Here is a 25,944-nt window from a genome sequence, read left to right on the forward strand (position 1 = left end):
ATGAATTAAAATAACGTTTGAGTTCCAATGTTTCTATTAAGTAAAAAGACCTAAACAAATAAAAGTATACCAAGCAAACTCTTAACCAAAGAACTATTTTTAGGGTACATTTTCACCGGTATAATATGCACTATAAACGAATGATGCCAATCGCGTTTTTATTGCACAAATTAAAGTTGTTAACACATAAAAGTGGGGATTGGAGCCTGTTTAGTGCTGATATTGATGATCATGCACTTAATACGATCTTTGAGAAGTTTTTGTTTCATTTTTATCAACAGGATCAGACATGTTATCGGGTTGAGAGTGACAGAATGGAGTGGGATTTGGAAGGGAACAAGACTCTTCCGAGCATGTTAACGGATGTTTCTTTAACCCATCGAAAAAGTATAAAAATATGTTTCAAATAAACCATGATAAGACTTCTTTTCATAGTGGAAATATGTATCAATGTTTGCTTATTTACAACATCAACAGCAGGAATTAGAGAAGGTAAGAGGGGTTTTAATATATTTATACAATGGACATGAATTTCAAGAGGATTATCGTTGGGATGATCGGAGGACGATGGAAATAATGACAATAGACCTTCGAGGAAAATGGGACAAAATTAAGGAAACGTTGATACAATTACTGGCTTGTTAAAGTCGAACCTAATATGATTAACATAAATTAAAACATGAACTGACAAGTAGATAATGGTAAAATAAAAGACTTAGGCTTATACCATTTTGGTGAAAGGCCTTAGTCTTTTATTTTTGATAGTATAATTTATGAAATAAAGTGCCTTATACTATTACAATTTTGTTTCTATTAATCTTCAGAATTTCTAACGATAAGTACATCACAAGCAGCGTAACGAGCGATATTTTCTGAAACACTTCCAAGTATCCGTTCAAAAGCATTCAATCCAGTGGCCCCGCAAACTATTAAATCGGCATTAATTTCTTTGGCGATTTTCTTAGGAATCAACGACTTTGGATTCCCAAATTCAAGCTTCGTGTTCACTTCTGTTATCCCATTATTAAGAACAAGATTGCGATTATTCTCTAGAACTTCGTTACCCAATTTTTCCTGTGTTTTCTTAATTGATCCTGTATCACCAGGGAAATTATAGTGTTCCATAATGTGTACAAGATGAATTGTTGCCCCATCTCGTTTTGTTATGTCGATTGCTTTATTTAGAGCAATTTTTGACCCTTTTGAACCGTCTATTGCCACAAGAATATTTTTATATCTATTTTCCATGATAATCCCTCCCATTACAATAGTAATATATATTGGTAGAAATAAACAGAAAAGGAATGAACGTTTTATGAATCTTCTGAAGCTGTCAAGGGTGTCGATATTTTGTGCTAAGAGTAACTAATTTTACAAGTAGAAATAATTAGCTATTAGTGCGTGTTCAAAAAGGAGGATAAAAAGAACCAAGAAGTTCGAGGTGGCGCAGTTTCGAGCAGTGGAATGTATGCATTTAGATACATGAGCGAACGCTTCTAGCACGCAGAAAAAGTGCTTTCCTTTTTCAAGGAGCGGAGAAACAAGCATTCGTGCGAAATTCGCAGTGTCATTTTTACCGGACTTTTTGAACATCCTCTAATATATATTTTGTCATGATTGCTTCTAGCCTGTAATAGACATCATTATTACCGTACTATTATAAGAGAATGGGTGAATTGCATGGTAAAACGTTTTATTTATTGTATGTATTTGGCTATTTTACTCTATATCGTTTGGATTATACCAGGTGACATAAAACCTAATCCCGAAATAAATTTAGTTCCGTTAAAAACAATTCAATTATATGTAACAGCATTTTTTCATGGATATGCACCAATTTATATAATTATTGGCAATCTCATCGGCAACATTGTGCTTTTCATCCCGATAGGTATTCTGTTTTTTACATATCTTCGCCAAATAGGATTAGGAAATATCTTGTTTTTGTCTATTTATATTCCTGTTTTTATTGAAATTGTGCAACTTTTGCTTCATTTTGCTGATTATAGGACAAGATCCATTGATGTTGATGATGTTTTATTGAATATGCTTGGGATTTGGATCGGCTACATTGTCACTTTTATTTTTTCTGCGAGGCGAAGCAGGTGATAGGGAAGGAGCTGTCCCCATTGTACATCTAAGCGCATCGTGGGGAGACAATTTTTTTTGGGGTAATTTGAATGTTATACATGAAATTTCATAAGTTTATAAAAATAAAAAAACCGCATAATCAGATTATCAAAATCTTCATTTCATGCGATTTCATACTATTTATGTCTTAACCTTTTTATAAGAATCTTCTGTGAAATCTAAGATGAATTATCGGTTCAGAATTCTGTCTGTTTTGGCTTCTACGTAATTGTTATAAATGGTGATAAGACTAGAAACAATTGCTTTCATCTAGAAATACCCCTTTCATTTATATGCTACTTATATTATGCTCAATTTTTCACAAACAGGCAAATTGCATATTCTTCCATGAAAACGAGAACAATGAAAATGAAAGCGAGTATCATCGCGCTTTTACTCTTGAAATCATACAATTCCTCTCTTTATCTCATCTTTTCATGAAGTCGAAAAAAGTAGTTCTAAATAACTGGTCTTTCTTCATAATTGATCACAAAAAACACTTCTTCCCTTATTTTTTTGCGAGAAGAAGCGTTTTTTTTTATATATTTTTTTCTTCTTTGTCTGGAAACATTAAACTAAAGACAATTCCAAAAATCGCAGCAATGAAAAACGTTGAGAACCTAGATGTAATAATGCCATCAAGTGGTGTACTGATCCATAAAACAGTGAAAATAAATCCAGATAGGACGGTTGCGATTAGTCCAGTGCTTGAATATCGTTTCCAAAAGAAAGTCATTAGAATTGCCGGGGATAATGTGCCTCCAACCCCGGCCCACGCCCAACTTACGACTAGGTAGAGTAAAGATTCAGAGGTTAGCGCAATAATCATGCTGATCATTCCTACAGCTAAAATGACAATTCGTGAAATAGTTACTAACTGTTTATCGGTCAGTTTCATACCTAATGTTTTATGAATAATATCTTCACTTACTGAACTGGTGACAACCATAAGTTGGGAATTTGCAGTTGTGATAATAGCTGCCATGATTCCGGCTAATAAAATCCCTGCAATCCAAGATGGCGTAAGATTAAGAATCATATGGGGAAGAACTGTTTCTACATCGGCAAAACTTCCTTGTTGATACATAGCAATTGCAGCAAGTCCGATTAAAAATGCACCAGTATAGGCGAGAATGGTCCAAATTATTGCTACAGTGATCCCTTGTTTTGCTTCACGGTCGTTTTTTAACGCCATAAACCGTGCACTTAACTGCGGCTGACCTCCTAGATATCCGAAGAACCAAGAGAAATTATTAAAAAACAGGACACCAATAGCAAATCCAGTCACTCCTCCCATCCAGGAGTCAAAGCCTTCCCCAGCATTAGCAAGAGAAGTAGAGATAGATAAATCGTTTGTACCAATATAAATAAGGGCGACAATTGGCAAGACAACGAGGGTAAGGAGCATCATGATACTTTGAATCATATCCGTCCAAACAACAGATAAAAATCCTCCAAAATAAGCTGTTGCCATAATAACGATGGTTGCAATGATAATTCCAGTAGTTTCATTCATATTAAATGTCGTGAGAAACAATTTTCCTGCTCCAGCGAGCTGTGCACCAACATAGAACATAAAAAAGCTAGCGATAAGTACTGTAACTAACCATCTAATAATATTTGCTTTTGCCTGGAATTTTACAGCTAAATAATCTGGTAAGGTGAGAACATTGTATTTATCTGCTTCAGATCGGAACTTACGTGCTAACACTAACCAAGCAAAAATAATTCCAACAGCGATACCAATTGCAACCCAAACTCCGGATAGTCCAGTGGCAAAAACGAATCCAGTAAATCCAAGGAGTAGCCAAGCCGATTCGCCAGTTGCCCGTTCTGAAAAAGCGAGTGCCCAACCAGGCAGTTTCTTTCCCCCTAAAATAAACACCGAATGACTCATCTTTGTTCGACTTGTTAAGTAAGCAATAACAATAATACCAATAAAATAAAGAATGAATTCCACCAAAATAATTGTACTCATGTTTTTCCCTCCTCAAAAAATTGGTAGTATAAGCGTAAACGTTCACCTTCTGATGTGATCGTTATACTATCATTCTATGTAAACTGTAATTTAAATATTAATTTGCTAAACTTTAATGAAAGAACGCTATTGGAGTGAGAAAATGGAGCAAAAGAATTTTCGAAAACGTAGAGCACCTTTTTTTATTAAACATGGTGTGACGGCATTAATTTTCATGAGCGTCTATTATTTCCTTGACTATGGATTGATGCGTTTATTTCTACTTGTTCAGCTATTCGTGTTTATAAAGGATTTGCGAATGTGTGTATATATAAAAGAGGAACAACTCGTTTATCGAACTTTGTTTCGTACAAGATCTATACCACTGCAAGAAGTAAAGCGAATATTTTTAGCGGAAAGAAGGATATTTGGTGCATACGGAGTTTCTGTTGAATTTAATTATTTTGTTTATGTGAAAACGGAGGATAATAAGACTACCTTACTTTGGGCACTACCAGTCAACGTTATCCCGAAAAAGGAAAGGTATCTTTTTGAAAAAATAATCAAACAAAAAAATCCAGCTATTTCTATGAATCTTGTAAAAGCTCAGTTTTTTGTTGGATAACTTGCGTGGTTATTTTGAACTTCCCGTGGTTAAATAGAAAATTAGCTGGATACCAGTTTCGTTCGTGGATAAATTGGAAATTGCGTGGTTATTTTGAACTTCCCGTGGTTAAATAGGAAATTAGCTGGATACCAGATTCGTTCGTGGTTAAATAGGAAACTGCGTGGTTATTTTAAATTTCCTGTGGTTAAATAGAAAATTAGCTGGATACCAGATTCGTTCGTGGTTAAATAGGAAACTGCGTGGTTATTTTGAATTTCCCGTGGTTAAATAGTAAATTGGCTGGATACCAGTTTCGTTCGTGGATAAATAGGAAACTGCGTGGTTATTTTGAATTTCCCGTGGTTAAATAGAAAATTGGCTGGATACCAGATTCGTTCGTGGATAAATGGTAACTTGCGTGGTTATTTTGAACTTCCCGTGGTTAAATAGAAAATTAGCTGGATACCAGATTCGTTCGTGGATAAATTGGAAACTGCGTGGTTATTTTGAATTTTCCGTGGTTAAATAGAAAATTGGCTGGATACCAGTTTCGTTCGTGGTTAAATAGTAACTTGCGTGGTTATTTTGAACTTCCCGTGGTTAAAAGGTAAATTAGCTGGATACCAGTTTCGTTCGTGGATAAATTGGAAACTGCGTGGTTATTTTAAATTTCCTGTGGTTAAATAGAAAATTAGCTGGATACCAGATTTGTTCGTGGATAAATTGGAAACTGCGTGGTTATTTTGAACTTCCCGTGGTTAAAAGGTAAATTAGCTGGATACCAGTTTCGTTCGTGGTTAAATTGGAAACTGCGTGGTTATTTTGAACTTCCCGTGGTTAAATAGAAAATTAGCTGGATACCAGTTTCGTTCGTGGATAAATGGTAACTTGCGTGGTTATTTTGAACTTCCCGTAGTTAAAAAGAAAATTAGCTGGATACCAGTTTCGTTCGTGGTTAAATCGGAGTAAGTCGAATATTGCATTGAATTCGCCAAATAATATGCTACTAATCTATATTAACATGTATCTATATTTTGAAGGGAGAGAAAATATTGAAAAGACTTAATATTATCAATATAGCAATGACAAAATTTATCCCGCTATGGATTATAGTCTTTGCTTTTATGTTCCTACTCCTTTTTTACCGCTGACAGATTGGACAGGGTTTATGCTGGAACTTATTTTATTTTTAATGGGATTAACTATTCCGTCGTCCAGTTTTCGTTATGTATTTAAACAGCCGAAGTTGGTGTTTTTTGGGGTGGCATTTAAATGGACGGTGACTGTCTTAATTTCTGTTGGTTATGGCTTTTATTGTTTGTCTCAATCACCTGATTTACTGACTAAGGTTAAATGTTTCGAACGTACACAAACACAAAAAACTCGCCCCTAAATTGGAACGAGTCTATGCTTGCGTTACCACCCATATTACTCTGTTTCGTAAAAAGAAACAATCCGGCTCTCAGTAACCGTACCATCATACGTGTACCCTGATAAAGGTGGAAAACCGTCAAAACTTACTCTTTTCAACCTTGCGCCTCGGAGATGATTTTCAAATAAGAAATATCCATCAGCTCTCACCACATGCTGACTCTTTTAGAATAGATTCTTAAACTTACTCTTTCTTGTCTACTTTAAAATTAACATGAGCAAAGAAATCTGTTATTTTTTAACATAAGCATTTTGATTTAGGATAACGTGTGAGCACTACTTTCTAAAATCTTATTTTACCTCTTTCATGCTTTTCATTATCTGGTAAAACGACACAATAAAAATCCATTGACAGTGATTTATATAAAAAAATTGAAGGTTTTTGTAATTTTATGCAGGAAACAGGATGGATAATGTTGAAATAACATATATAGATAGATTGAGAGAAAATTATTTCGATTTCAAAAAACTAAAAAAATGTCGATGCTCTTAATTATTATTAAATTTACAAAAATGATAGTGAAATTTTACCTAATCTTGACCTTATATTAACAATTGCTTGCTATGTTAAGTAAGGAAGGAATTTATTATCGAAAATGGGGAGGAATATGAGTAGTGAATAACAATCTGTTTCAAAAAATGATGGTAAAAGTGATGTTATTCTTGTTATTAGTGTTCTCGTTTTCACCGATTCAATTAAACGCAGAGGTTGAAATTCAACCTGATGATGTAATTGAGTCAGATGAGTCTACTGGAGAGGTAGTAGATGGAGAGGACGAGACAAGGGAGCAGACTAATACGGAAGAAGAGTCCCAGTTAGGTTCTGAAACAAATGAAGATGAAGAAACTGGAGATACTGAAAAGGCCGAAAAAACCGAAAAAATTGAAAAATCGTCAGAAGCTGATGAAACAGAAGCAGTTCAAGATCAAAAAGAATCCGCTGATTTAGAAGAAGAAACGGATGAATCGGAACAAGAGGTTGAATTAATTGAAGAGGATGACACTTCCAAAGAATCAGAAGAAGAGGCGGACGAATTTAATGTTACGATTATGCATATGAATGATACGCATGCACATTTAGATACAATGCCAAAAATGTATTCAGCTATAAAAGAAGTGCGTGCAAACAAAGAAAATAATTTACTACTACATGGTGGTGATGTTTTTTCTGGGACATTATATTTTAATGAATTTAAAGGACAAGCTGACCTAGCTTTAATGAACCTGATGGGATTTGATGCAATGGTGTATGGCAATCATGAGTTTGATCTTGGTTTCAATGAAGGAGGACAAGAGTCTCTGTCAAAATTTGTACAAGGAGCAAATTTCCCTCTACTTGGAACGAACATCGATTTTTCTGGTGATAAATTTATGGCGGGTCTCGTGGCTGGAAATACATTAGTCGAAAATGCTCCTGGTGGTAAATCGTATCATAGTATTGTGAAAAATATTGATGGTGAAAAAGTAGGGATTTTTGGTTTAACAACTGAAGATACAATTGATATAGCGAGCCCAATGAATGTAAAATTTAACAATTATATGGAAACTGCAAAAGAAGCAGTCACGTTGTTTGAAGAGGCAGGTATCAATAAAATAATTGCGGTGACTCATTTAGGTTATGACAGTAATCCAGCAGTAGGGAATGATTTATTACTTGGAAAAGTGGATGGCATCGACGTGATTGTTGGTGGCCATTCGCATACAGCACTACCAGAACCTACCGTGGTAACGGCAGATGCAAATGGAAATGAAAAAGATCCTACTGTTATTGTTCAAGCTGGTCAGTATGCAGAGAATCTTGGAACATTAGATGTCACTTTTGATGAAAATGGTGTTATTACGGAACATGCTGGAAAATTAATCGAAGTTGAGAACTATGAAGAGGACTCTGAAGCTAATGGAGTTTTGAAAAAATATAAAGATCAAATTGATAGTGTGATGAATGAACCGAGTGGAGCAGAGGCATTAAAAGATCTTCCTAATCCACGACTGGGAGAAGATAGTGACGATAGTGTGCGTGCGAATGAAACAGAACTTGGAAATCTAGTAACAGATGCAATGCTAGCAAAAGCAAAAGAGAAATTTCCTGAAACAGTAATTGCCCTTCAAAATGGTGGTGGAATACGAGCTCCAATAGATAAAGGTCCAATTACAGTTGGTGAAATTATTGCTGTACTTCCATTTGGAAATGATCCAGTTGTTGCAACAATAACAGGGGCAGAGTTAAAAGAAATATTGGAACATAGTGTACGGTTAGCGCCTAAAGAAAACGGTGGATTTTTACATGTTTCCGGAATGAGATTCTTATACGATAGTAGTGAGGATCCTGGAAATCGTGTTATGAAGATGGAGGTCAAACAGGACGACGGAAACTTTGTAGAAATTGAGCTGGATGAAGAATATATGATTACAACGAACCAGTTTACTGCGCAGGGCGGTGATGGCTTTGAAACATTTGCCAAAATTTACGCTGAGGGCCGAGTGACAAATATCGGTGAAATTGATTGGGAACAACTGCGTAATTATATGGTTGAAGAAGACTATTTAAATGGTAAAGTTGATCCAGTACGTGAAGGACGGATTATTGATATCACTCGCGACGAAGTACCTGGCGACCTGGAGGACCCGAATGGTGAAGAACCAAAAGATCCGGGTGAGGACCCGGACAAGCCTGGTAAAGAACCAAAAGATCCAAGTGAGGATACGGACAAGCCTGGTAAAGAACCAAAAGATCCGGGTGAGGATCCAAAAAAGTCAGGTAAGGACCTAGAAGATCCAGGAGATGATTCAAACGGGAAACCTGGAGATGATGGAACTGTTGATAAAAATGATGATAAAAAAGGGAAAACCTTACCAACTACAGCTACAACCATTTATACTACGCTATTGATAGGGGCTCTGTTGCTATTAATAGGGACAATAATTTATATCTTAAAACGTCGTCAAGCTAACTAAATTTCTGTTACATTGTATGTGGACCTGCAGATAAGACTATCTTATTTGCAGGTTTTTTTCATTATTTGATTTTCGAATGATTTGCTTTCTCATATTTTTGTCATATTAAGAGCAATTTTCCAAGAACGGGGGGTGATCCCGGCAACAGTTTGTTTTTAAGTCAATGATCATGATGCTTACTTTTAGGATAAATTTAAACGCTATATTTCAGTATTAGAAGGAATTATTAGAAATGGACATGTGCTTAGGAACCCAATTGGAGTCAACCGGTTATTTATGAAAAATTGGCTAATTGCTCCATTATGAGATTAGAGTAAGATTTGAATAAAAGAATATGATAAATTAAAGTTGAATACGTATCCTAAACAAAGAGAATAAGTGTTATGTCTGTTAAATTTTATCGTAAGCAAGTATGAAGAACATACAATATAACAAAATGGGGTGAGCATATGGAGAACAAATATGAGCTTGGTTGGAATTTAGAAAATAGTTATATGGAATTACCTCCAATTTTTTACACAAAAACAAGACCAACACCAGTTCAGGAACCAAAATTAGTTAGGTTTAATAAAGTATTAGCATCTTCTCTTGGACTAGATGAGGATTTAGTGAAAACGGAAGATGCTACTCAAATATTTGCTGGAAATAAGTTGCCTGAAGGATCCATTCCACTTGCACAGGCGTATGCCGGTCATCAGTTTGGCGGTTTTACGATGTTAGGGGATGGGCGAGTGATTCTGTTAGGTGAACAGATAACACCAAAGGGGGAGCGTGTTGATATTCAGCTAAAGGGCTCGGGTAGAACGAAGTATTCGCGAGGCGGAGATGGGCGTGCGGCATTGGGGCCGATGCTTAGGGAGTATCTTATTAGCGAGGCGATGCATGCGTTAGATATTCCAACAACCCGAAGCCTTGCTGTCGTGACAACGGGGGAAGCAATTTTTCGGGAAACTAAACTTCCTGGTGCTATTTTAATGCGTGTTGCATCTAGTCATCTACGTGTTGGCACATTTCAATATGCTGCAGCTTGGGGTGAAGTGGAAGACCTCCGGGCACTTGCTGATTATACGATAAAACGTCATTTTCCTAAGGTTACGCAGGCTGAACATCCGTATCTTGCTTTACTAAAGAAAGTGATCAGGCGGCAGGCTTCGTTAGTAGCTAAATGGCAGTTTGTCGGATTCATTCATGGGGTGATGAATACGGATAACATGACAATTAGTGGGGAGACGATTGATTACGGTCCATGTGCATTTATGAATACATTTGATTCCAATACGGTTTTCAGTTCGATTGATACAGGAGGTCGTTATAAATATGGGAATCAACCTCCGATTGCACACTGGAATCTTACGCGTTTTGCGGAAACCTTACTCCCACTTTTGGATGAAGATGAAAAACATGCGATCAAGCTGGCAGAAGATGCCCTCGATGAGTTTCCGCGTTTGTTCAACGCTTTTTGGCTTGACGGGATGCGTAGGAAACTTGGAATGTTTACTGAAGAGCCAGGAGATCAGGAATTGTGCCAAGATCTTCTTCAGGCAATGGGAAAATATGAAGCAGATTTTACAAATACATTCTTAGCATTGACTTTTAATAGGCTGGAAGGTATGACATTATTTCACTCGGAAGAATTTAAAAATTGGCATAAACAGTGGACAAAGAGACTAGAGCAGCAGGAAAAGACGGAAGACGATGTGTTTGAGTTGATGAAAAAAAGTAATCCAGCAATCATTCCGAGAAATCACCTAGTGGAAGAGGCACTGGAAGCGGCAGTTGAAAGTGACGACTACTCTGTATTGGAAAATTTATTGGCTGATCTTTCCGAACCGTTTGCACATACGAAAAAGCAGGCTGAATATGCGAAACTGCCTGTTCCAACGACACCTTACCAAACATTTTGTGGGACGTGAATAGTTGAAGGATAATTTTAAACGTTAAAAGAAGTAATCGCTAATATTCATGGAGCGGTTACTTCATTTTTATTTTAATAGAAAAGGTCACCGTTGCTTTTATATTTAGCTTCGCTGAATTTTTGCTGTAATCGCTGCATGATCGATTAATAACGCTGAATTTTTTTCGAAATAGCTGAATTATTGATTGAATGCGCTGTATTTTGCTTAAGATTCGCTGAATGATTATTTGACTGATGGGGCGACAGATTAAAAAGAATAGCAAGTTTGTCCCCGTTATTGCATAGCATGTACTATAGAGAACTGTCAATTTGGTGGAGGTGCTTATATATTGCAACAGCAATTATTAAAATGGTTTCGCTATGCAATTGGATATGTTTTTATATCCTCGGGTATTGTGAAGTTATTAGTTCCAGATTTTAAAGGTGTTTTTTTAAGTTTCGGGCTTCCATTTCCAACCACTACTCTGTTTCTAGTGGCAATTATCGAAATAGCTTGTGGTGCATTTATAATAGCGAGAATGTATGTAAAATATGCAGCGCTTCTACTCACTGCAATTATGATAGGAGCACTTTATATTGCAAAACTGCCTCTTTTATTATCGGAAGGTATTTTATCATTTGTTTTTGAATCAAGACTCGATATTGTAATGCTCATCCTGCTTATTTTTTTATGGCGTCACCATGAAGAGGTATAGAAGCGGTTGAACATTATTGTGTTACAAGGTGAGCTTTAACCCAATTACCGACTCTAAAACCATTGCGATAAAAATAATTTTTTTCCAGTCTTTCGATTCACCAAATAAAACCATTCCGACTATTGCTCCACCAGACGCTCCAATTCCAGTCCACACTGCATAAGCTGTTCCCATAGGAAGTGTGTTCATTGAATAAGCGAGTAATATTGGGAACAATTTTATTATATCAACGAATAGACATTGGTTTTTCATTTGCAAGTTTTGTCGATTTGTTTTCATAGAAACGTTTCTCTAATAGGTTCTGAATTTTTCCCGAAATCGCTAAGCTTAAGCCGAACTTGCTAAATTATAACTTATTTTTCGCTGAATTAATATTTTGGAAACCGACCATTAGTTGATTGAAGCAACTCGAATTTATGATAAAATGAGAGAATGTGTTTAATAGAATTGGTTGTAGGAGTGGAATACTATTGAATAAAAAAGACATCGCTCATTTTCGTAGACAGCTGAAACTAAATAATGATCTGTTAACGATTAGAGAAATTTTTAATGTATATATCATGAAGGAATCAAGTGAAATTTATCATCAGCAAAGTATGCCGTTCGACCTGTTGGAAGAAGAGCAGAAGGAGTTATTTATGGAGAATTTTAAAAAAGTTCTTTCCGGGCAGTTGGATCAAAAATTATTTGAATTAAAGTTCCAGCGTGATGTGGAAGATAGCAGTCAGCTCATTCTTCATAAAGGTCTATTAAGTGATAAAGAGGAATGGAAAGAGCATATGTTAGAGCTTGTGGAAAAGATGCTGAAGGACAAGCAGTATGAAATGGATATGGTGGTGACGTTTATTCGGGGGGAATATCAACGGTCAATGAAGCGCCAAAGTGAAGAGTCAGATGAGCATGAACGGGATACCGTTTATGCGCATTCTTTTATTTTATGTAGTATGAATAAAACACAAGATCCGAAAAATGAATTACTGTTTGATTATGTTGAGAAAGAATTTAAGTACAATGTTGTCGTTGATCCTGTGATTAATTTAAAGGCTCCTACATCTGGATTTTTATTTCCGTGTTTTACCGATAATGCGTCTGATGTGAACCACGTGCTTTATTCGGCGGGGAAAGCGTATGAACTGGATTATCATTTTATCGAGGAAGTGTTGAATGCAGAAGATACGATGACGGCTGCTGAGGATAAAATTGTATTTGAAGAGATTGTCAAAAAAGTAGCCGGTGAACAGATGAATACAGAGACACTGTCGAATGTATATGAAAAAATTCATCAAGTGGTAGAGGAAAATGAAGAGGAAGAAGTTCCGACACTAGACTATAAAGATGTTGAAAACGTGTTAAAAGTAAGTGGCGTGGAAAAGGTGGAAAGAGAGCAGGTTGAAGCTGCTTTTGAAACCGTAATTGATGACAAGACTTATGAGCTAAAAGCGAGTAATATTCTCCCGAAATATACGTCAAAATCGATTAATATCAAGACGAAAGTGGCGGATATTAAGGTGAGCCCCCAAGACTTGAAATATGTGCGTCAAGTTAATGTGGACGGAAAACTTTGTTTGATGATTGAGGTGGAAGAAAACACGGTCATTGAAGGGTTTGAAATGATTCCTGAGGCGTTATTTGAAAGGGATAGAGAAACAGAAGAAGCTGTGAAATAAGAAAAAAGGAAATATATGAAAATTTCCTGTCCTTTCAGTTATACTAACAGTAGCGTGATAGGGTTTTCATGGGTGGTGGCTCGCTTTCTTTCCTTACTTTTGTAATAAGGAGGGGAGGTGATGCCTATGACAGTTTTTGGGTCACTGATTATTATGCTCACGTTTGGAGCATTAATCGTGACGATTCTGTCAGAACGAAAATAACCACCCTTGAGCCCACAAGCGAATAGGGTGATTATTTTTACTCTAGTAGCGAGTCGCCCCTTGAAGGGCTATTACGCTGGATCGTTCCATGTTACCGCATGGACGGTCTAATTAGGTTATGATTATCCACTTATAGTATACCTTAATTTTCCTTTTATTTAAACATATATTTTACCTTTATTTAAGATTAATTAGGCTTGATCATGGATTTTGTATTAAAAGTTCAAAATTAAACTGTGATTTTTTAAATCGATCTCTAGATCCCCCTTATATCAAAAATAACTGCCGGAACTTCCATGTTGACTAGGCCTTTCTTTTTATGAATAGTAAGTTCATAAGATGGAAGAAGACATCATTATATTGAATAAAAGGTATATTAATGACAAAATAGTTTTTCTAATTGTAAGGAGTTTTTAATTTGATAGAAAATAAAATAGAGTTTTATCATTCAAAAGGGAGGCTTTTTCTCGCAAGCATTTTTTCATTACTACTTGTCGCTTTAGGCACTTTATTAGTGTATATTGCATATATGGAAAAATCGATACTAATTATGGCTTTGGCGTTGTTTATTATTATTTTATTTTGTTTCTTAGGCGTTGCGAATATATTGAAAATGATCCGAATTTATCCTTATATTACGATAACGAATGAATATCTTCAATTAGATCCGTTTACGAAAAGTGAAGTAACAATTTATTTTACGGATATTGACTACATAAAGGTATCTGAAGTTTCATTTCAAAAAATCTTTGAGATTGTTTTATATGACGAAGATGAATATTTTGCTCAATTGTCCTTTCATAATAAAATGAGATTATTTATGAATCGAGTAACTGGATTTTCTTTATTTACGATGAGCGCAAAAGCCATTCGAAAACAAGAAAGATCTGCATTTCTAAAGACGTTAGATTTCATTATTCAACAAAAATTAAACAACGAAGCTCCAATCATTGAAATTGCACAAAAACAAAGTAAAGAAACGGACTTTATGGAAAAATATGATCCACCCCCGCAGATCAATCGATCCATCAATCGTTCATACTTTTTAAAATCTTATCGGTACAGCTTTATCATATTTGCTCTCTCGTTTATATTTTTCTATTTACTTATTAGTAAAAATGATAATTATTTATCTTATATTATAGTAAGCTTCATTTTATATCCTTTTGCGAAAGTGTTAATCGATTGGTTGTTCGGGTTTAAGTTAAGACATAGACTAGATAAGCAAAAAGGTTTTACTTATTATTTTGAACAATTAGCATTTATGTTCGACTTATTTTTATTCCATGTTAGTTTATTTATTGCTCCTATTGGAATATTATTCTTATTGATACGTTTTATCGTAATTCGGATAAAGCGGTAATAAGGTTAGATGGTTGAAAATTAACTATCCATAGATGAAATTGGAAAATGAAGTAATTCCACGGTTAAAGTAATCAATTATAAATATCAAAATATTTATATTACATGTTTACGTAATAATGAATTTGGGATATTACGATCATTCTTAGATGGTAAACCTTCCGGACTAATGGAATTTATGTCACTAGGTGAGCGTAAAAAATTGTAATCTAGTCATAAAGTTAAATCAGAAACGAATAAATTTAAATTTATTGAAACAATTAAGTGTTGTGTTAAATACCGTAACTTAACAAAGCAAGGAAAATTACTGTGGCTTTAAAATAAAGTAACCGTTTATAAAAAGGTTCGACGTAGAAAAGTTGAACCGTTTTACCCCTTTGGATATGATGTGTCCAAAGGGTGTACTTATGGAAAGCAGTATTCCACAATAGGGCCAAGATTGTCGAAGAAATCTTGTATTACATTAACTATGTACAAGGGGCAATTTAACATGTTAACAAGAGAGGATATATTTAAGCACGTCAAAGAAAATTACGACACTGTACCTGATTATCCATTTAAAAAATTTCCGAATTATGCTGTCTTGAGGCATAAGTCTAACGGAAAATGGTATGGTCTTCTCATGAATGTTCTTCTAAAGCAATTAGGATTAGATGGAAATGAAAAAGTAGATATACTCAATCTAAAATGCCCTCCCGAATTAATCGGCAGTTTTAGGAATGGACGATATATTTTACCTGCATATCATATGGATAAAGAACATTGGATAATACTTATTTTAAAACGTATCGATCCAAATTTAGAAGAAATTTATAACCTAATTGAGCAAAGCTTTAATTTAACCAAAAAATCGTAAATTACTCCTCTATAAAAACGGCGTCAATCTTGGATAAAGAACTGCGCCCTGTATTGCAGAATCGGGCGCAATTGTTAAACAGGTTAGTATCCGTTAAAAAATATAAAACGTCTGGATTATATCCAAACGTTTTCAGAGTGTATGTAGCTTAGCTGAAAAGCTTTTTCGAGAAGTGGTAAATCCTATATGATAATCCGATTTTTAAACTTATTACGGCAATTGCGATACTCCATATAATCTATGTTTTAATAAAAACTGTATTTATTGGACTCAAAGAAAAGGATAAAAAACCTAGAGATGTTTTTTGTCGGATTTATATCGCTTATGACAGGTATTTATATATCTCCCATTTGACGGTAACAGGTCATTCAACTTGCTCCCTAATATGTTTTTTGTACTTGTTATGTCAATTTTTCCAATGTACCTGTGGCGTTGTTAAGTATGTAATTTCTTTCATTTCATAATAACGAACTAATGTTTTTATGTTATACTTAAAGCAAGTGTGATAGGGCTTTCATGGGTGGTGGCTCGCTTTCTTTCCTAAGGGAGGGAGGTGATGCCTATGACAGTTTTTGAGTCAATGATTATAATGCTCACGTTTGGAGTATTAATCGTGTCCATTCTGTCAGAACGAAAATAACCACCCTTGCGCCTGACCAGCAAATAGGGTGATTATTTTTACTCTTTCGCGAGTCGCCCCTTGAAGGGCTGTTACGCTGGACCGTTTCATGTTACTAGCATGGAGCGGTCTTTATTAGATTATGATTATCTATTTATAGTATACCTTAATTTCGCTTTTATTTAAACAACATTTTTTTAAAAATCCTTAATGTCTCTTTTGAGGTGGAATGTATAAGAAAAAGTTGTAAAGATTGAAACACTGATTTATGAAACGAGAGTTATAGTAGGGGGATATGAAGTTGGTACTAAGGTTCAAGAATTGGAGATTTATGCTATACTAAAAGTAAGCGTGATAGGGCTTTCATGGGTGGTGGCTCGCTTTCTTTCCTTTTCAAAGGAGGGAGGTGATGCCTATGACAGTTTTTGAGTCAATGATTATAATGCTCACGTTTGGAGCATTAATCGTGGCTATTCTGTCAGAACGAAAATAACCACCCTTGAGCCTGACAAGCGATTGGGTGATTATTTTCATCTGTATTCGCGAGTCGCCCCCTTGAAGGGCTATTACGCCAGACCGTTCCATGTTACAGCATGGACGGTCTTTAATTAGATTATGACTATCTATTTATAGTATACCCTAATTTTTGTATAATTGAAACTATTATTTCTGAAGCAAGCAAAGCGTTTGAACCAAAAAAGAAATTGACGATTGGTGGGATGAAAAATTGTTGGTATAATTGTTATTATTGTCTTGTTTGTATTATTTGGAATTAACTTTTCTTTTGGAAAAGGTTCTTCATTAATCACAGGATTTAATATAATGCCTGTAGAAGAAAAAGAAAAATATGATGCCGTTGCCTTAAGTAAGTTCATGGGAAAAGTAATGTTCGGATTATCATTGAGTATGGTTTTATGGGTGTTTAGTGGAGCATATGATATAGAGTGGCTATTTTTTGTTGGTCTTATTTTATTTTTAGGGATTATTGTATTTACTCTAATATATGTTAATACAGGTAATCGATTTAAAAAAGGTAATGATTGATTGTAGCTTCATTATTCAAGAGTGGAAAACTGAAATAAACCCCTCTCTTTTTAAAAAGGGGGTCATTTTTGGAAAATAGTCGTATTCATTTAGTTTAAGACAGAAGTCGGTGTTGCTTCTTTGACGATAATAATTCCATCGTATGCTTCATCTGGTGTCATTTTAATCGTGTAGAAAAACTTTATAAATTTGTACCATGCGCGGAAGTCGTCGCCGATATTTGGCATTCTTTGTTTAGAAGTGATTATTTCTCGCAAGTCTTCTGATTCATCTGCCTTTTTGAAGTCTATGTAAAATATATTGGGATCGAAGTCCTCAAATGCACGGACTAATTTATTACGGTTTTTTACTGTGTAAATTTTTCGTTCATTTTTACCACTGTTATAAGCTTGGAAAGTACTTTCCAAAAAGTCGGTTCCTATGGCAAAATACCGTTCACCGTAAATATCATCTAAATAATCTCCCATTGATTCGTAACCGAATGCCGCGGAGGTTTTTTCAATATGCCCATTATGAGCGGAAACAAATAGTTTATTGTGTCCCCGTGCCGTTTCAAACTCAACAATCCATTCTAAATTTTCTGCTAAATATTTATCACGTATTCTAGCGTACGAATCTTCATTCATAAGTAGGTCTGTCCGCTGTTTCATAATTTCTGCGTATTGTAAGGCGAATATGAATTCTTCCTGTGATGAATGTTCGACATAGGAATCTTCATTTGCTTGTAAATCCGCAATAATGGAATCGACTATTTTGTCAATTTCCTTTAGTTCGTCTTCTGTAAAATCATGCATAGATTCGTTTGTGACATGTTCTAATTTCAGGGAAAAACTTTCTGCCGCCTCTTCATTTACAATTGAATAATAGTCTAACAGGCCTGCTTTATTATAATCATAACGTTGCATATCATTTCCATAAAAATAAATCTTCTCCTCTTCATTTGCTGTTTCATTATAATCATGCATCCACTGGATAAGATCAATCATTTCTTTTGTTCGGTAGATCCCATAGTCAAGCGCTTCTACCGCATCTTTTGCTGAACCATTTCCATTTAAAATAAAGTCATTAATTTGTTGCCCGCCTCCAAAGTCGCCCTCAAGTACAAAAACGCGGACATTTGCATGTTCCATCAATGCTTGAAATACGTCTTTTTTAAGTTTCTGAAATTCAATGTTTCCATGTGTTGCTTCACCAAGTCCGATGACTTGTACATCGTCAGGGATGGTTATTTGATCAATTGGTGAGATAAGGTCATTTGCATCATCTAGTGTTCCTTTTCCGCAAGCTGACATAAAAGTAAAAAGAAAGAACATTATACTGAAAACGAAAGTTTGCCTTGAAAAACTCATATTATTTCCTCCTTGCTACGTATTTTAACAGGAGGATGAAATAAAAAATGAAAGTTTATTAATATTTTATAAAAGTGGCGGAATAAAGTCTTACGTGATTATCGTGAATAATACTATGAGGATGTATGCTACGTTCGTGCGAATCTTTTTTAAAAAAAGATGTGCTAACTTGGATAAATTGATATACTTGACAAATACTCCATGTAGGAAACCAAAAGATAAAGGAGTGGTTGTGATGAATTGGTATGAGAAATTGAGTAAATATTTTCCGGTGGAGGAAATGAAGTCGAAAGAGCATATGGAGATGTTGTTGAAGGAGAAGGATGATGTATATTATAAAGATGAGAGTCCGGAACACGTGATGATGTATGCGGAATTTGATGCGTTTATTTTTATTGATTACTTGTGGGTGTCTCTGGAAACGAGGGGAAAAGGGATCGGGCGTAAATTACTTGAGAAGATGAAGGAGAAAAACAAGCCGATTATTTTAGAGGTGGAGCCTGTAGACTATGATGATTCGGATACGGAAAAAAGGCTTCGTTTCTATAAACGGGAAGGATTTTCCCATGCGAAGTCCATCGGGTATACGCCCCAGTCGCTAGCAACGAAAGAAAATGCACCACTTGAAATTTTGTATTGGTCGCCGAAAAAAGAGTCTGAGGAAGAGATTTATGAGCAAATGAAAAAGATATATGAAGAAATTCATACATATAAGGATGAACAAATATACGGGGAGGCGTATGAACCTGTTGATGAGGTGCTGACGTTTGATGAGGGGACGGATAAAAAAGATATGTTAGGGGGGAGATGACGATAATGATAAAGGGCAATCTCTTAATTTCAAGGAGATTGTTTTTATTTAAAAGCAGGAAATTCACATGGCATCTTAAACATGTACTTGGGATAATACAGCGAATTCTTTGCTATGGGTTTCAGCGATTCATGCAAAAATTCAGAACACTGAATTTATTTTAGCGTTTGCAGTGTGTTTCATTTTGAGTGCTACAGGAGCGTATCCTTTTGTCCATATTTTTAATATATTTAACCTATATTTTTGTACGAACTGGTAATATAGAAAGAGCACCCATATGTATATCCCTAAACGTTACCAAGAAACAAATAAGCAGGAAATAATAGATTTTATTGAGAAAAATGTTTTTGGAACGATTGTAACAACAAAAAATGGTAAACCGATCGCAAGCCATTTGCCTTTGCAGCTATATACAGAAGGTGATGATATCTTTATCACTGGCCATATGGCGCATGCAAATCCGCAATGGAAAACTTTGAAGGATAATAATCATTATGTTCCAAGGGCCACATGCTTACATCTCTTTTTCATGGTATAAACAGGAAGATGTACCGACTTGGAATTATCAATCTGTTCACCTGTATGGATCGTCAAGGTTATTAAACGAACAAGAGTTAGAAGATGACCTTATCAGATTGCTTAAAACATTGGAACGTAATCGCAAAAATGCAGCTTTATGGGAAAATTTATCTGCCGGGACTAAAAAGCAAATAAAAGGCATTGTTGGATTTAGAGTAAACGTTAAAGAAGTAGAAGCTACTTATAAATTAAGCCAAAATCGTACGGAAGCAGACTATCAAAATATCATTGATAACCTTTATGAGGAAGAAGAGATTAATTCTCACCAGTTGGCAGAAGTGATGAAGAAAAATAGATAATAAGGAGAATTTGATTCATGGATTTTAAAAAGAGGAAGAAACCTGTTTTATATTTCGGTATTATTCTTTTTATTGCTGGATTAGCTGATATTAAATGTAAAGGGTTATTTTATCAAGCCCTTCCTAAATCAATACAGACATCTTTGGATCGTTTTAGCCTATAATTTTTGTAACGTAAGTAAAAAACTTCCTAATAAAAAATATAAATGACACATGATAATAACGAATATGTGTCAAAAGGGAGGTAGAGAGAATGAGTACACAAAAAGTTGCAGTGATTACAGGTTCAGGTCAAGGAATAGGTAATGAATTAGCGAATCGTTTAGTAAATGATGGCTTTTCCATTGTATTAAGTGATATTAATGAAGAAACGTTGCGTGGGGCAGAACAAGAGTTTAAAAATAATGGGTTTGAAGTTGCTTCATTTGTTGGAGATGTTTCCAGGCTTGACGATCAAAATGTCCTTGTCAAACATGCGGTAGATACATTTGGTAGCTTAGATGTTTTTATCAATAATGCCGGAATTGAAGGCGAGGTAGCTCCGGTTACGGAAGTTACACCAAAAGCAGTGGATCTCATTATGGAAATTAACGTGAAAGGGGTTATCTATGGTATTCGGGCGGCAGCGAGACAAATGATTGAACAAGGAAAAGGCGGGAAAATTATTAATGCATGTAGTATCGCAGGACATGAAGGTTTTGAAATGTTGAGCACATATTCGGCAACAAAATTTGCTGTAAAAGGATTAACACATGCAGCAGCGAAAGAACTCGCGAGTCATAAAATTACCGTCAATTCGTATTGTCCTGGAATTGTAGGAACGTCGATGTGGGAACGGATTGATGAAAAAATGATGACATTTATGGGGACGAAAAAAGGAGAAGCATTCGAAAAATTTGCCGAGGGAATCGCACTTGGTCGTACTCAAACCCCAGAAGATGTAGCTAATCTTGTATCCTTTTTAGCTTCACCGAATGCAGATTATATCACTGGACAAAACATTCTCACGGACGGTGGTATGGTATACCGATAAAAACTTGAATATCTGTAGTAGAGTGTCACGAAAAAGCTTAAAGCCTAATTTTAATCGAGAAATTAGGCTTTGACTATTTTGCCAAAATCCAAGCTGAATCGGATATACTTATTGTTATGTAAAAAAATCAATATAATTTTTATACAGTATCGATGAACCTAGACTTTTCTGCCATTTATCCTTCGTATGCTTTCCGCATCTCTTTAATATCAAGTTTTTTCATTTTAAGAACTGCTTGATTGACACGATTAATTTGCTCCTGTGTTCCACTCGCCATCATCTCATCCATTTCTCTTGGTACAATTTTCCAGGAAATTCCGAATTTATCTTTCAACCAGCCGCATTGTTCGGATTCAGGTTTGGAACAGAATCATATTTTGGCTAGTAGGTAGGAGGTGGAGTTCCAGACTCTACCAAAAAAACGGTAATCATCATCACTATTTTACATATCGATAATTTTAAAATTTGAGAGGTTAAGCATATTGGTTAACATGATAACTTCCTTTCAGTATTTATAATAAATCTCTTTCTGAGATTACCTTTAAAACGATAACCATATTAAAGACCATTTTGCACACAACTTTCGAAATATTATCATGAAATATATGATTGACTATATTCTCTACTTGAAAAACATCTTTTTCTACATGGAATAAATCTTTCTGCTACTTCTTTCTATGTTCATCTTGTTTTTCAAACACAAACAAGGTAGGATTCAAACCCTTCAAACTCAAAGGATAAGATTCCAGACAAGAAAGGCCTAATCGTTTTGCTTCCCAAAACAATTGATTTGCGCTTTCAGACAAAATAACGGCTCTCCCACTTGGCTTCAAGACTCTACATATTTCATTCATCATATGGTGATTGAACGATTCTAAATCCTCGTCAGGTGAAATCTGTCTCCCAAATGGAAGATTCGTTACAATTTTATCGACATAACCAGTAGAAAAAGGCAATTGCCGTGCATCCCAAACATTAATTTGCACCTTCAAATCATCAAGATTACTCTTAGCAACCTTTGTGACTACACCAGATATGTCTCCACCAAGTATCTGGTTTGCGGGGTATGTGGCTCGTTCAGACAAAATTGTGCCTGAACCACAACAAGGGTCTACGAAAATATCTGTTGATTTAGGATCTGACAACCACACCATCGCATGAGCTACGGTAGGAAGTAATGATGCACGAGAGAACCGTCGTTTCTGATTGCGAAAACGAAACGTAGCATCTGTTAGCCGAAGTGAAAAAATCACATGATGATGTTCCATGTCGAGTCTGAATTCTAGCTGATGATTTTGAGACGTTCCAATATTCCAGTCGGGGTAATGCTTATGAATACCCTCCATTGCTTTTTTTGCTACTTCAAAACGACTATAGGATTGTTTTCCTTTACGGCTTGCATTTACCCAAAATAACTGTTTATTATCAATAAAATCCAAGTCCAACTGGGAAATTGGCTCACTTACCTGAAATAAATGCTTTTTATGTGGTCCAATTTGAAATTGATCAATCAGTTGAAACAAGTTATCTGCCGATCTTAAAGAACTTAAACATGTAAAAGTCTCAGCTGTGGTAAAGAATACCTTCCCTCTATTTATTTGAATTATTTCAGAATCACTCACCTTGTTGTTAATCTCATTTGATAAAACGTATTCTAATCCAGGCAATACGCTCGCAAAATAAAGAGTCATACTAACGCCTCCAATTTTTTGAACGCCGTTTTAAGAACACAAAAAAGCCGTGAATGAACTACCTTAAGATTCATCACGACTTCTTGTAAACTTTAACTATAAACTGTTTTACACGAGAGTGTTAGACAGTATTATTTAACGGCATTATGATAGACCTCAGTTCATTGACTGCTGATACTTGAAAACTACACGACAAATTAACCCCGTCTATCAAGGGGTTTTTTCAAGTATCATTGTTATTCAATTTGTGATTATCGAATAACTGTCAAGAACACTGCCATCATCATGATTAGAATACCTCCACCCATTTATATTACCATTATCTTAAAACATCGGATTTAAAAAATCAACAATTTATCGTATTTCTTTTTCTTCTCGATAACGCAAACCAACATGCTTTTTGAAGGGATATAGAATTTAACTTATACAATTATTTTAAATGAACCATACATGTTAAGTACAGAAATAGAATGTGGAGTATAGTGTTTAGTTACTTATCATAAGGTTGAAAAAATAATTTTCTACACAATTATCCGATTTATGGTTGTATATACAACAATTAACTATTAGTTTTTTCCACACGATAATCCGAATACCCACTTTTTATAAATATATATTCCAAAATTTTTTAAAAAAATAACTACATCCTATAAGAGTGTTGTTATTTAACACTGCAAAAACTGATATTGCATTTCGCCATAAAAATCGGCGTCGATTAATAGCCAGATATTTAATTGGTTGTTTCCTTATATTGTTCTTTTTTTGTAAGGATTACGGGGCCATACAAATGGAAACAGCAAGTGATTTCCAATTAAAGAAATCTAATTTCCCATAATTATAAACAAAAAATGTACTAGTCTATGATTACATTCTTAAACTGAAGTAGGTAGTAGTTTTAGTGAGGTTTTAGTGGGATTTCAGTAATTCGTTTAGTGAAAGTGACCTGAATAACGTGTTATAATCTCTATCAATACAGAAAAAAATCTGCCTTATTAGAAAGGAGTTTGCATATGACTACGATTTGTATAATAAGGCATGGCGAGACAGATTGGAATAGAGAGGGACGGATGCAGGGAATAGCCGATATTCCAATGAATCCAACGGGAAAGGAACAAGCGGAAAAATGTGCCACGTTCCTGGCTCAATCTAATTGGGACGTTATCATTTCTAGTCCACTCACCCGTGCTAAGGAGACTTCACTAATTATTAATAAGAAATTACAACTACCGATTATCGAGATGGCTGCTTTTAAAGAGAGAGACTATGGGGATGCAGAAGGGATGACGAGAGAAGAACGGGAAGCGATGTTTCCGGATCGGGAATTCCCAAATCAGGAGTCGCGAGAATCTTTGACGACTCGTGTGATGGGAGGCATTCAGAAACTTCATGATACGTATCCTGGTGGAAAGGTGCTGCTTGTTGCACATGGTGGAGTGATTAATGCGATCCTTGCAACCATCTCGAATGGCGATATCGGTTCAGGGAAGACGAGTTTAAGCCATGCTTGTATAAGTAATATATATTATGACCAAGATAAGTGGATGATCAAAAATTATAATCAAATTACTCATTTATAGACGAGTTTGGAGGAAATGATGAAGCGAATCAAACTATTAATCATTCTAATATTATTGACGGCGTGTAATAGTAATGCATCTGAAGAAGATAAAATACACTCTCCGGAAAGGGTACTTCAGCTTGAGCGAAAAAACATGCCCCAGAGGTATGTTGTTGATCCGATTTCTGATTTGGATATTCAGGCAGAAGCAGCTATCTTGATCAATGCAGTAACGGGTGAAGTAGTTTTTGAGAAAAATAGTTCTACATCTCTAGCTGTTGCAAGCATGTCAAAAATAATGACAGAGTTGTTAATTTTAGAAGCAATTGAAGAAGAGGTGCTTCGCTGGGAGGATACTACTAAAATCAGTGATTATGCATATACCATTTCCAATCATCCCGGGTTTTCTTCGGTTCTTTTAGAGCAGGATCAAACCTATACAATGGAAGAGTTATTTCATGCGATGGCGATTCGGTCTGCAAACGGAGCCACGATTGCATTAGCAGAAGCAATGAGTGGAAGTGAAAAAGAGTTTGTGGCGCTCATGAACGAGAGGGCGCGTGAACTGGGACTAGAGGACACGCATTTCGTTAATAGTACCGGGTTAACGAATGATGATCTGCAAGGATTTCATTCAACTGGTTTACTTGATGATAAAAATATGATGTCGGCAAATGATTTGGCTACACTTACCAAGTATATTATCGATCGATTTCCTGATCTGTTAGAGGTGACCAAGCTTAAAGAATTTGATTTTCAAGGAGAGACGTATACTAACTCGAACTGGATGCTAACAGGCACAGAGGTAGATTTTATAGACGTCGATGTAACGTATGACGGAGTGGACGGGTTAAAAACGGGTTTTACAGAAGAGGCCGGATATGGATTCACAGGGACAGTTCAAATGGGTGACGTACGGGTAATTTCGGTAATTATCGGAACCGAGGAGATCGAGGATCGTTTTTTGGAAACGATTATGTTATACGAAGCTGTAGAAGAGCAAATGTAGAACAAAATGATTTCACATTTTAAAGTTATTACGGCTAATTCTGATACAGCTGGAATTTTTGGCTTGGTAAAAGAAAAAAATCATTAATGACGGACGATTATTTCTTTTTTAAAATGCTCTTATTCTTTCTGTATAATTTAGCGTATGTTAAAATTAATTGGATGATTGTACAA

At 35.5% G+C, this 25,944-nt stretch carries 21 protein-coding genes and 2 pseudogenes; 16 read left to right on the top strand and 7 right to left on the bottom strand.

Annotation, left to right across the window (positions count from 1 at the left end; genetic code table 11):
• Positions 1-450: 450 nt before the first annotated feature.
• Entirely contained in the window at positions 451-645 is a 195-nt protein-coding gene (locus tag SPD89_RS15745) for a hypothetical protein (RefSeq protein ID WP_336262905.1), read from the top strand.
• Between the two features lie 168 nt (positions 646-813).
• Here SPD89_RS15745 and SPD89_RS15750 read toward each other — a convergent pair whose 3' ends face one another.
• Positions 814-1,248, bottom strand: a complete 435-nt coding sequence (locus tag SPD89_RS15750) for a universal stress protein (RefSeq protein WP_336262906.1) — start codon at positions 1,246-1,248, stop codon at positions 814-816.
• A gap of 432 nt (positions 1,249-1,680) precedes the next feature.
• Between SPD89_RS15750 and SPD89_RS15755 the strand changes: the two genes are divergently transcribed.
• A complete protein-coding gene (locus SPD89_RS15755) occupies positions 1,681-2,109 on the top strand; it encodes a VanZ family protein (RefSeq protein ID WP_336262907.1) in 429 nt (142 codons plus the stop codon).
• A 559-nt stretch (positions 2,110-2,668) separates the two neighbouring features.
• Here the strand turns inward: SPD89_RS15755 and SPD89_RS15760 are convergent.
• A complete protein-coding gene (locus tag SPD89_RS15760) occupies positions 2,669-4,108 on the bottom strand; it encodes a sodium/proline symporter (RefSeq protein ID WP_336262908.1) in 1,440 nt (479 codons plus the stop codon).
• 142 nt (positions 4,109-4,250) lie between these two features.
• On the opposite strand from SPD89_RS15760, the gene SPD89_RS15765 reads away from it, so the two are divergent.
• Positions 4,251-4,712 carry a hypothetical protein gene (locus SPD89_RS15765; protein ID WP_336262909.1) on the top strand — a complete coding sequence of 154 codons (462 nt, stop codon included), beginning with the start codon at positions 4,251-4,253 and terminating at the stop codon, positions 4,710-4,712.
• A 1,410-nt stretch (positions 4,713-6,122) separates the two neighbouring features.
• Here the strand turns inward: SPD89_RS15765 and SPD89_RS15770 are convergent.
• Positions 6,123-6,275 carry a hypothetical protein gene (locus tag SPD89_RS15770; RefSeq protein WP_336262910.1) on the bottom strand — a complete coding sequence of 51 codons (153 nt, stop codon included), beginning with the start codon at positions 6,273-6,275 and terminating at the stop codon, positions 6,123-6,125.
• 465 nt (positions 6,276-6,740) lie between these two features.
• Between SPD89_RS15770 and SPD89_RS15775 the strand changes: the two genes are divergently transcribed.
• The 3 genes from SPD89_RS15775 to SPD89_RS15785 all read left to right on the top strand — a co-directional run bounded on the left by SPD89_RS15775 (position 6,741) and on the right by SPD89_RS15785 (position 11,690).
• A complete protein-coding gene (locus SPD89_RS15775) occupies positions 6,741-9,080 on the top strand; it encodes a bifunctional metallophosphatase/5'-nucleotidase (RefSeq protein ID WP_336262911.1) in 2,340 nt (779 codons plus the stop codon).
• A gap of 449 nt (positions 9,081-9,529) precedes the next feature.
• Positions 9,530-10,993, top strand: coding sequence for a protein adenylyltransferase SelO (locus SPD89_RS15780; RefSeq protein ID WP_336262912.1), 1,464 nt, complete (start codon positions 9,530-9,532; stop codon positions 10,991-10,993).
• A 331-nt stretch (positions 10,994-11,324) separates the two neighbouring features.
• Positions 11,325-11,690 carry a DoxX family protein gene (locus SPD89_RS15785; RefSeq protein ID WP_336262913.1) on the top strand — a complete coding sequence of 122 codons (366 nt, stop codon included), beginning with the start codon at positions 11,325-11,327 and terminating at the stop codon, positions 11,688-11,690.
• Between the two features lie 21 nt (positions 11,691-11,711).
• Here SPD89_RS15785 and SPD89_RS15790 read toward each other — a convergent pair whose 3' ends face one another.
• On the bottom strand, positions 11,712-11,969 hold the full coding sequence (locus tag SPD89_RS15790) for a DMT family transporter (protein ID WP_336262914.1): 258 nt from the start codon (positions 11,967-11,969) through the stop codon (positions 11,712-11,714).
• 191 nt (positions 11,970-12,160) lie between these two features.
• Here SPD89_RS15790 and SPD89_RS15795 point away from each other — a divergent pair, with 191 nt between their 5' ends.
• The 4 genes from SPD89_RS15795 to SPD89_RS15810 all read left to right on the top strand — a co-directional run bounded on the left by SPD89_RS15795 (position 12,161) and on the right by SPD89_RS15810 (position 17,442).
• On the top strand, positions 12,161-13,357 hold the full coding sequence (locus SPD89_RS15795) for a DUF4317 domain-containing protein (RefSeq protein WP_336262915.1): 1,197 nt from the start codon (positions 12,161-12,163) through the stop codon (positions 13,355-13,357).
• A 622-nt stretch (positions 13,358-13,979) separates the two neighbouring features.
• Complete coding sequence (locus SPD89_RS15800; protein ID WP_336262916.1) at positions 13,980-14,924, top strand: STM3941 family protein; 945 nt, start codon at positions 13,980-13,982, stop codon at positions 14,922-14,924.
• A gap of 489 nt (positions 14,925-15,413) precedes the next feature.
• On the top strand, positions 15,414-15,779 hold the full coding sequence (locus tag SPD89_RS15805; protein WP_336262917.1) for an MmcQ/YjbR family DNA-binding protein: 366 nt from the start codon (positions 15,414-15,416) through the stop codon (positions 15,777-15,779).
• Between the two features lie 1,366 nt (positions 15,780-17,145).
• A complete protein-coding gene (locus SPD89_RS15810; protein WP_336262938.1) occupies positions 17,146-17,442 on the top strand; it encodes a DUF3784 domain-containing protein in 297 nt (98 codons plus the stop codon).
• A gap of 89 nt (positions 17,443-17,531) precedes the next feature.
• Here SPD89_RS15810 and SPD89_RS15815 read toward each other — a convergent pair whose 3' ends face one another.
• Positions 17,532-18,791, bottom strand: coding sequence for an erythromycin esterase family protein (locus SPD89_RS15815; protein ID WP_336262918.1), 1,260 nt, complete (start codon positions 18,789-18,791; stop codon positions 17,532-17,534).
• Positions 18,792-19,026: 235 nt separating this feature from the next.
• Here SPD89_RS15815 and SPD89_RS15820 point away from each other — a divergent pair, with 235 nt between their 5' ends.
• The 4 genes and pseudogenes from SPD89_RS15820 (at position 19,027) to SPD89_RS15835 (ending at position 21,513) form a co-directional block, all read left to right on the top strand.
• On the top strand, positions 19,027-19,602 hold the full coding sequence (locus SPD89_RS15820; protein WP_336262919.1) for a GNAT family N-acetyltransferase: 576 nt from the start codon (positions 19,027-19,029) through the stop codon (positions 19,600-19,602).
• A gap of 277 nt (positions 19,603-19,879) precedes the next feature.
• Positions 19,880-20,480: pseudogene (locus tag SPD89_RS15825) on the top strand (FMN-binding negative transcriptional regulator).
• A gap of 17 nt (positions 20,481-20,497) precedes the next feature.
• Positions 20,498-20,644 carry a hypothetical protein gene (locus SPD89_RS15830; RefSeq protein ID WP_336262920.1) on the top strand — a complete coding sequence of 49 codons (147 nt, stop codon included), beginning with the start codon at positions 20,498-20,500 and terminating at the stop codon, positions 20,642-20,644.
• Between the two features lie 89 nt (positions 20,645-20,733).
• Positions 20,734-21,513, top strand: a complete 780-nt coding sequence (locus tag SPD89_RS15835; RefSeq protein WP_336262921.1) for an acetoin reductase — start codon at positions 20,734-20,736, stop codon at positions 21,511-21,513.
• A 175-nt stretch (positions 21,514-21,688) separates the two neighbouring features.
• Here the strand turns inward: SPD89_RS15835 and SPD89_RS15840 are convergent.
• Positions 21,689-21,871, bottom strand: a pseudogene (locus SPD89_RS15840) (VOC family protein); the annotation flags it as partial.
• Between the two features lie 307 nt (positions 21,872-22,178).
• Positions 22,179-23,204, bottom strand: coding sequence for an EmtA family 23S rRNA (guanine(2470)) methyltransferase (locus tag SPD89_RS15845; RefSeq protein WP_336262922.1), 1,026 nt, complete (start codon positions 23,202-23,204; stop codon positions 22,179-22,181).
• A gap of 1,010 nt (positions 23,205-24,214) precedes the next feature.
• Between SPD89_RS15845 and SPD89_RS15850 the strand changes: the two genes are divergently transcribed.
• Positions 24,215-24,781: a histidine phosphatase family protein gene (locus tag SPD89_RS15850; RefSeq protein ID WP_336262923.1), complete on the top strand. Its 567-nt coding sequence runs from the start codon at positions 24,215-24,217 to the stop codon at positions 24,779-24,781.
• A gap of 18 nt (positions 24,782-24,799) precedes the next feature.
• Positions 24,800-25,771 (top strand): D-alanyl-D-alanine carboxypeptidase family protein, encoded by a 972-nt coding sequence (locus SPD89_RS15855; protein WP_336262924.1) that lies wholly within the window; start codon positions 24,800-24,802, stop codon positions 25,769-25,771.
• The last annotated feature ends 173 nt before the right edge of the window (positions 25,772-25,944 follow it).

The organism is Pseudogracilibacillus sp. SO30301A, from assembly GCF_037072025.1.
Classification (GTDB): domain Bacteria; phylum Bacillota; class Bacilli; order Bacillales; family Amphibacillaceae; genus Pseudogracilibacillus.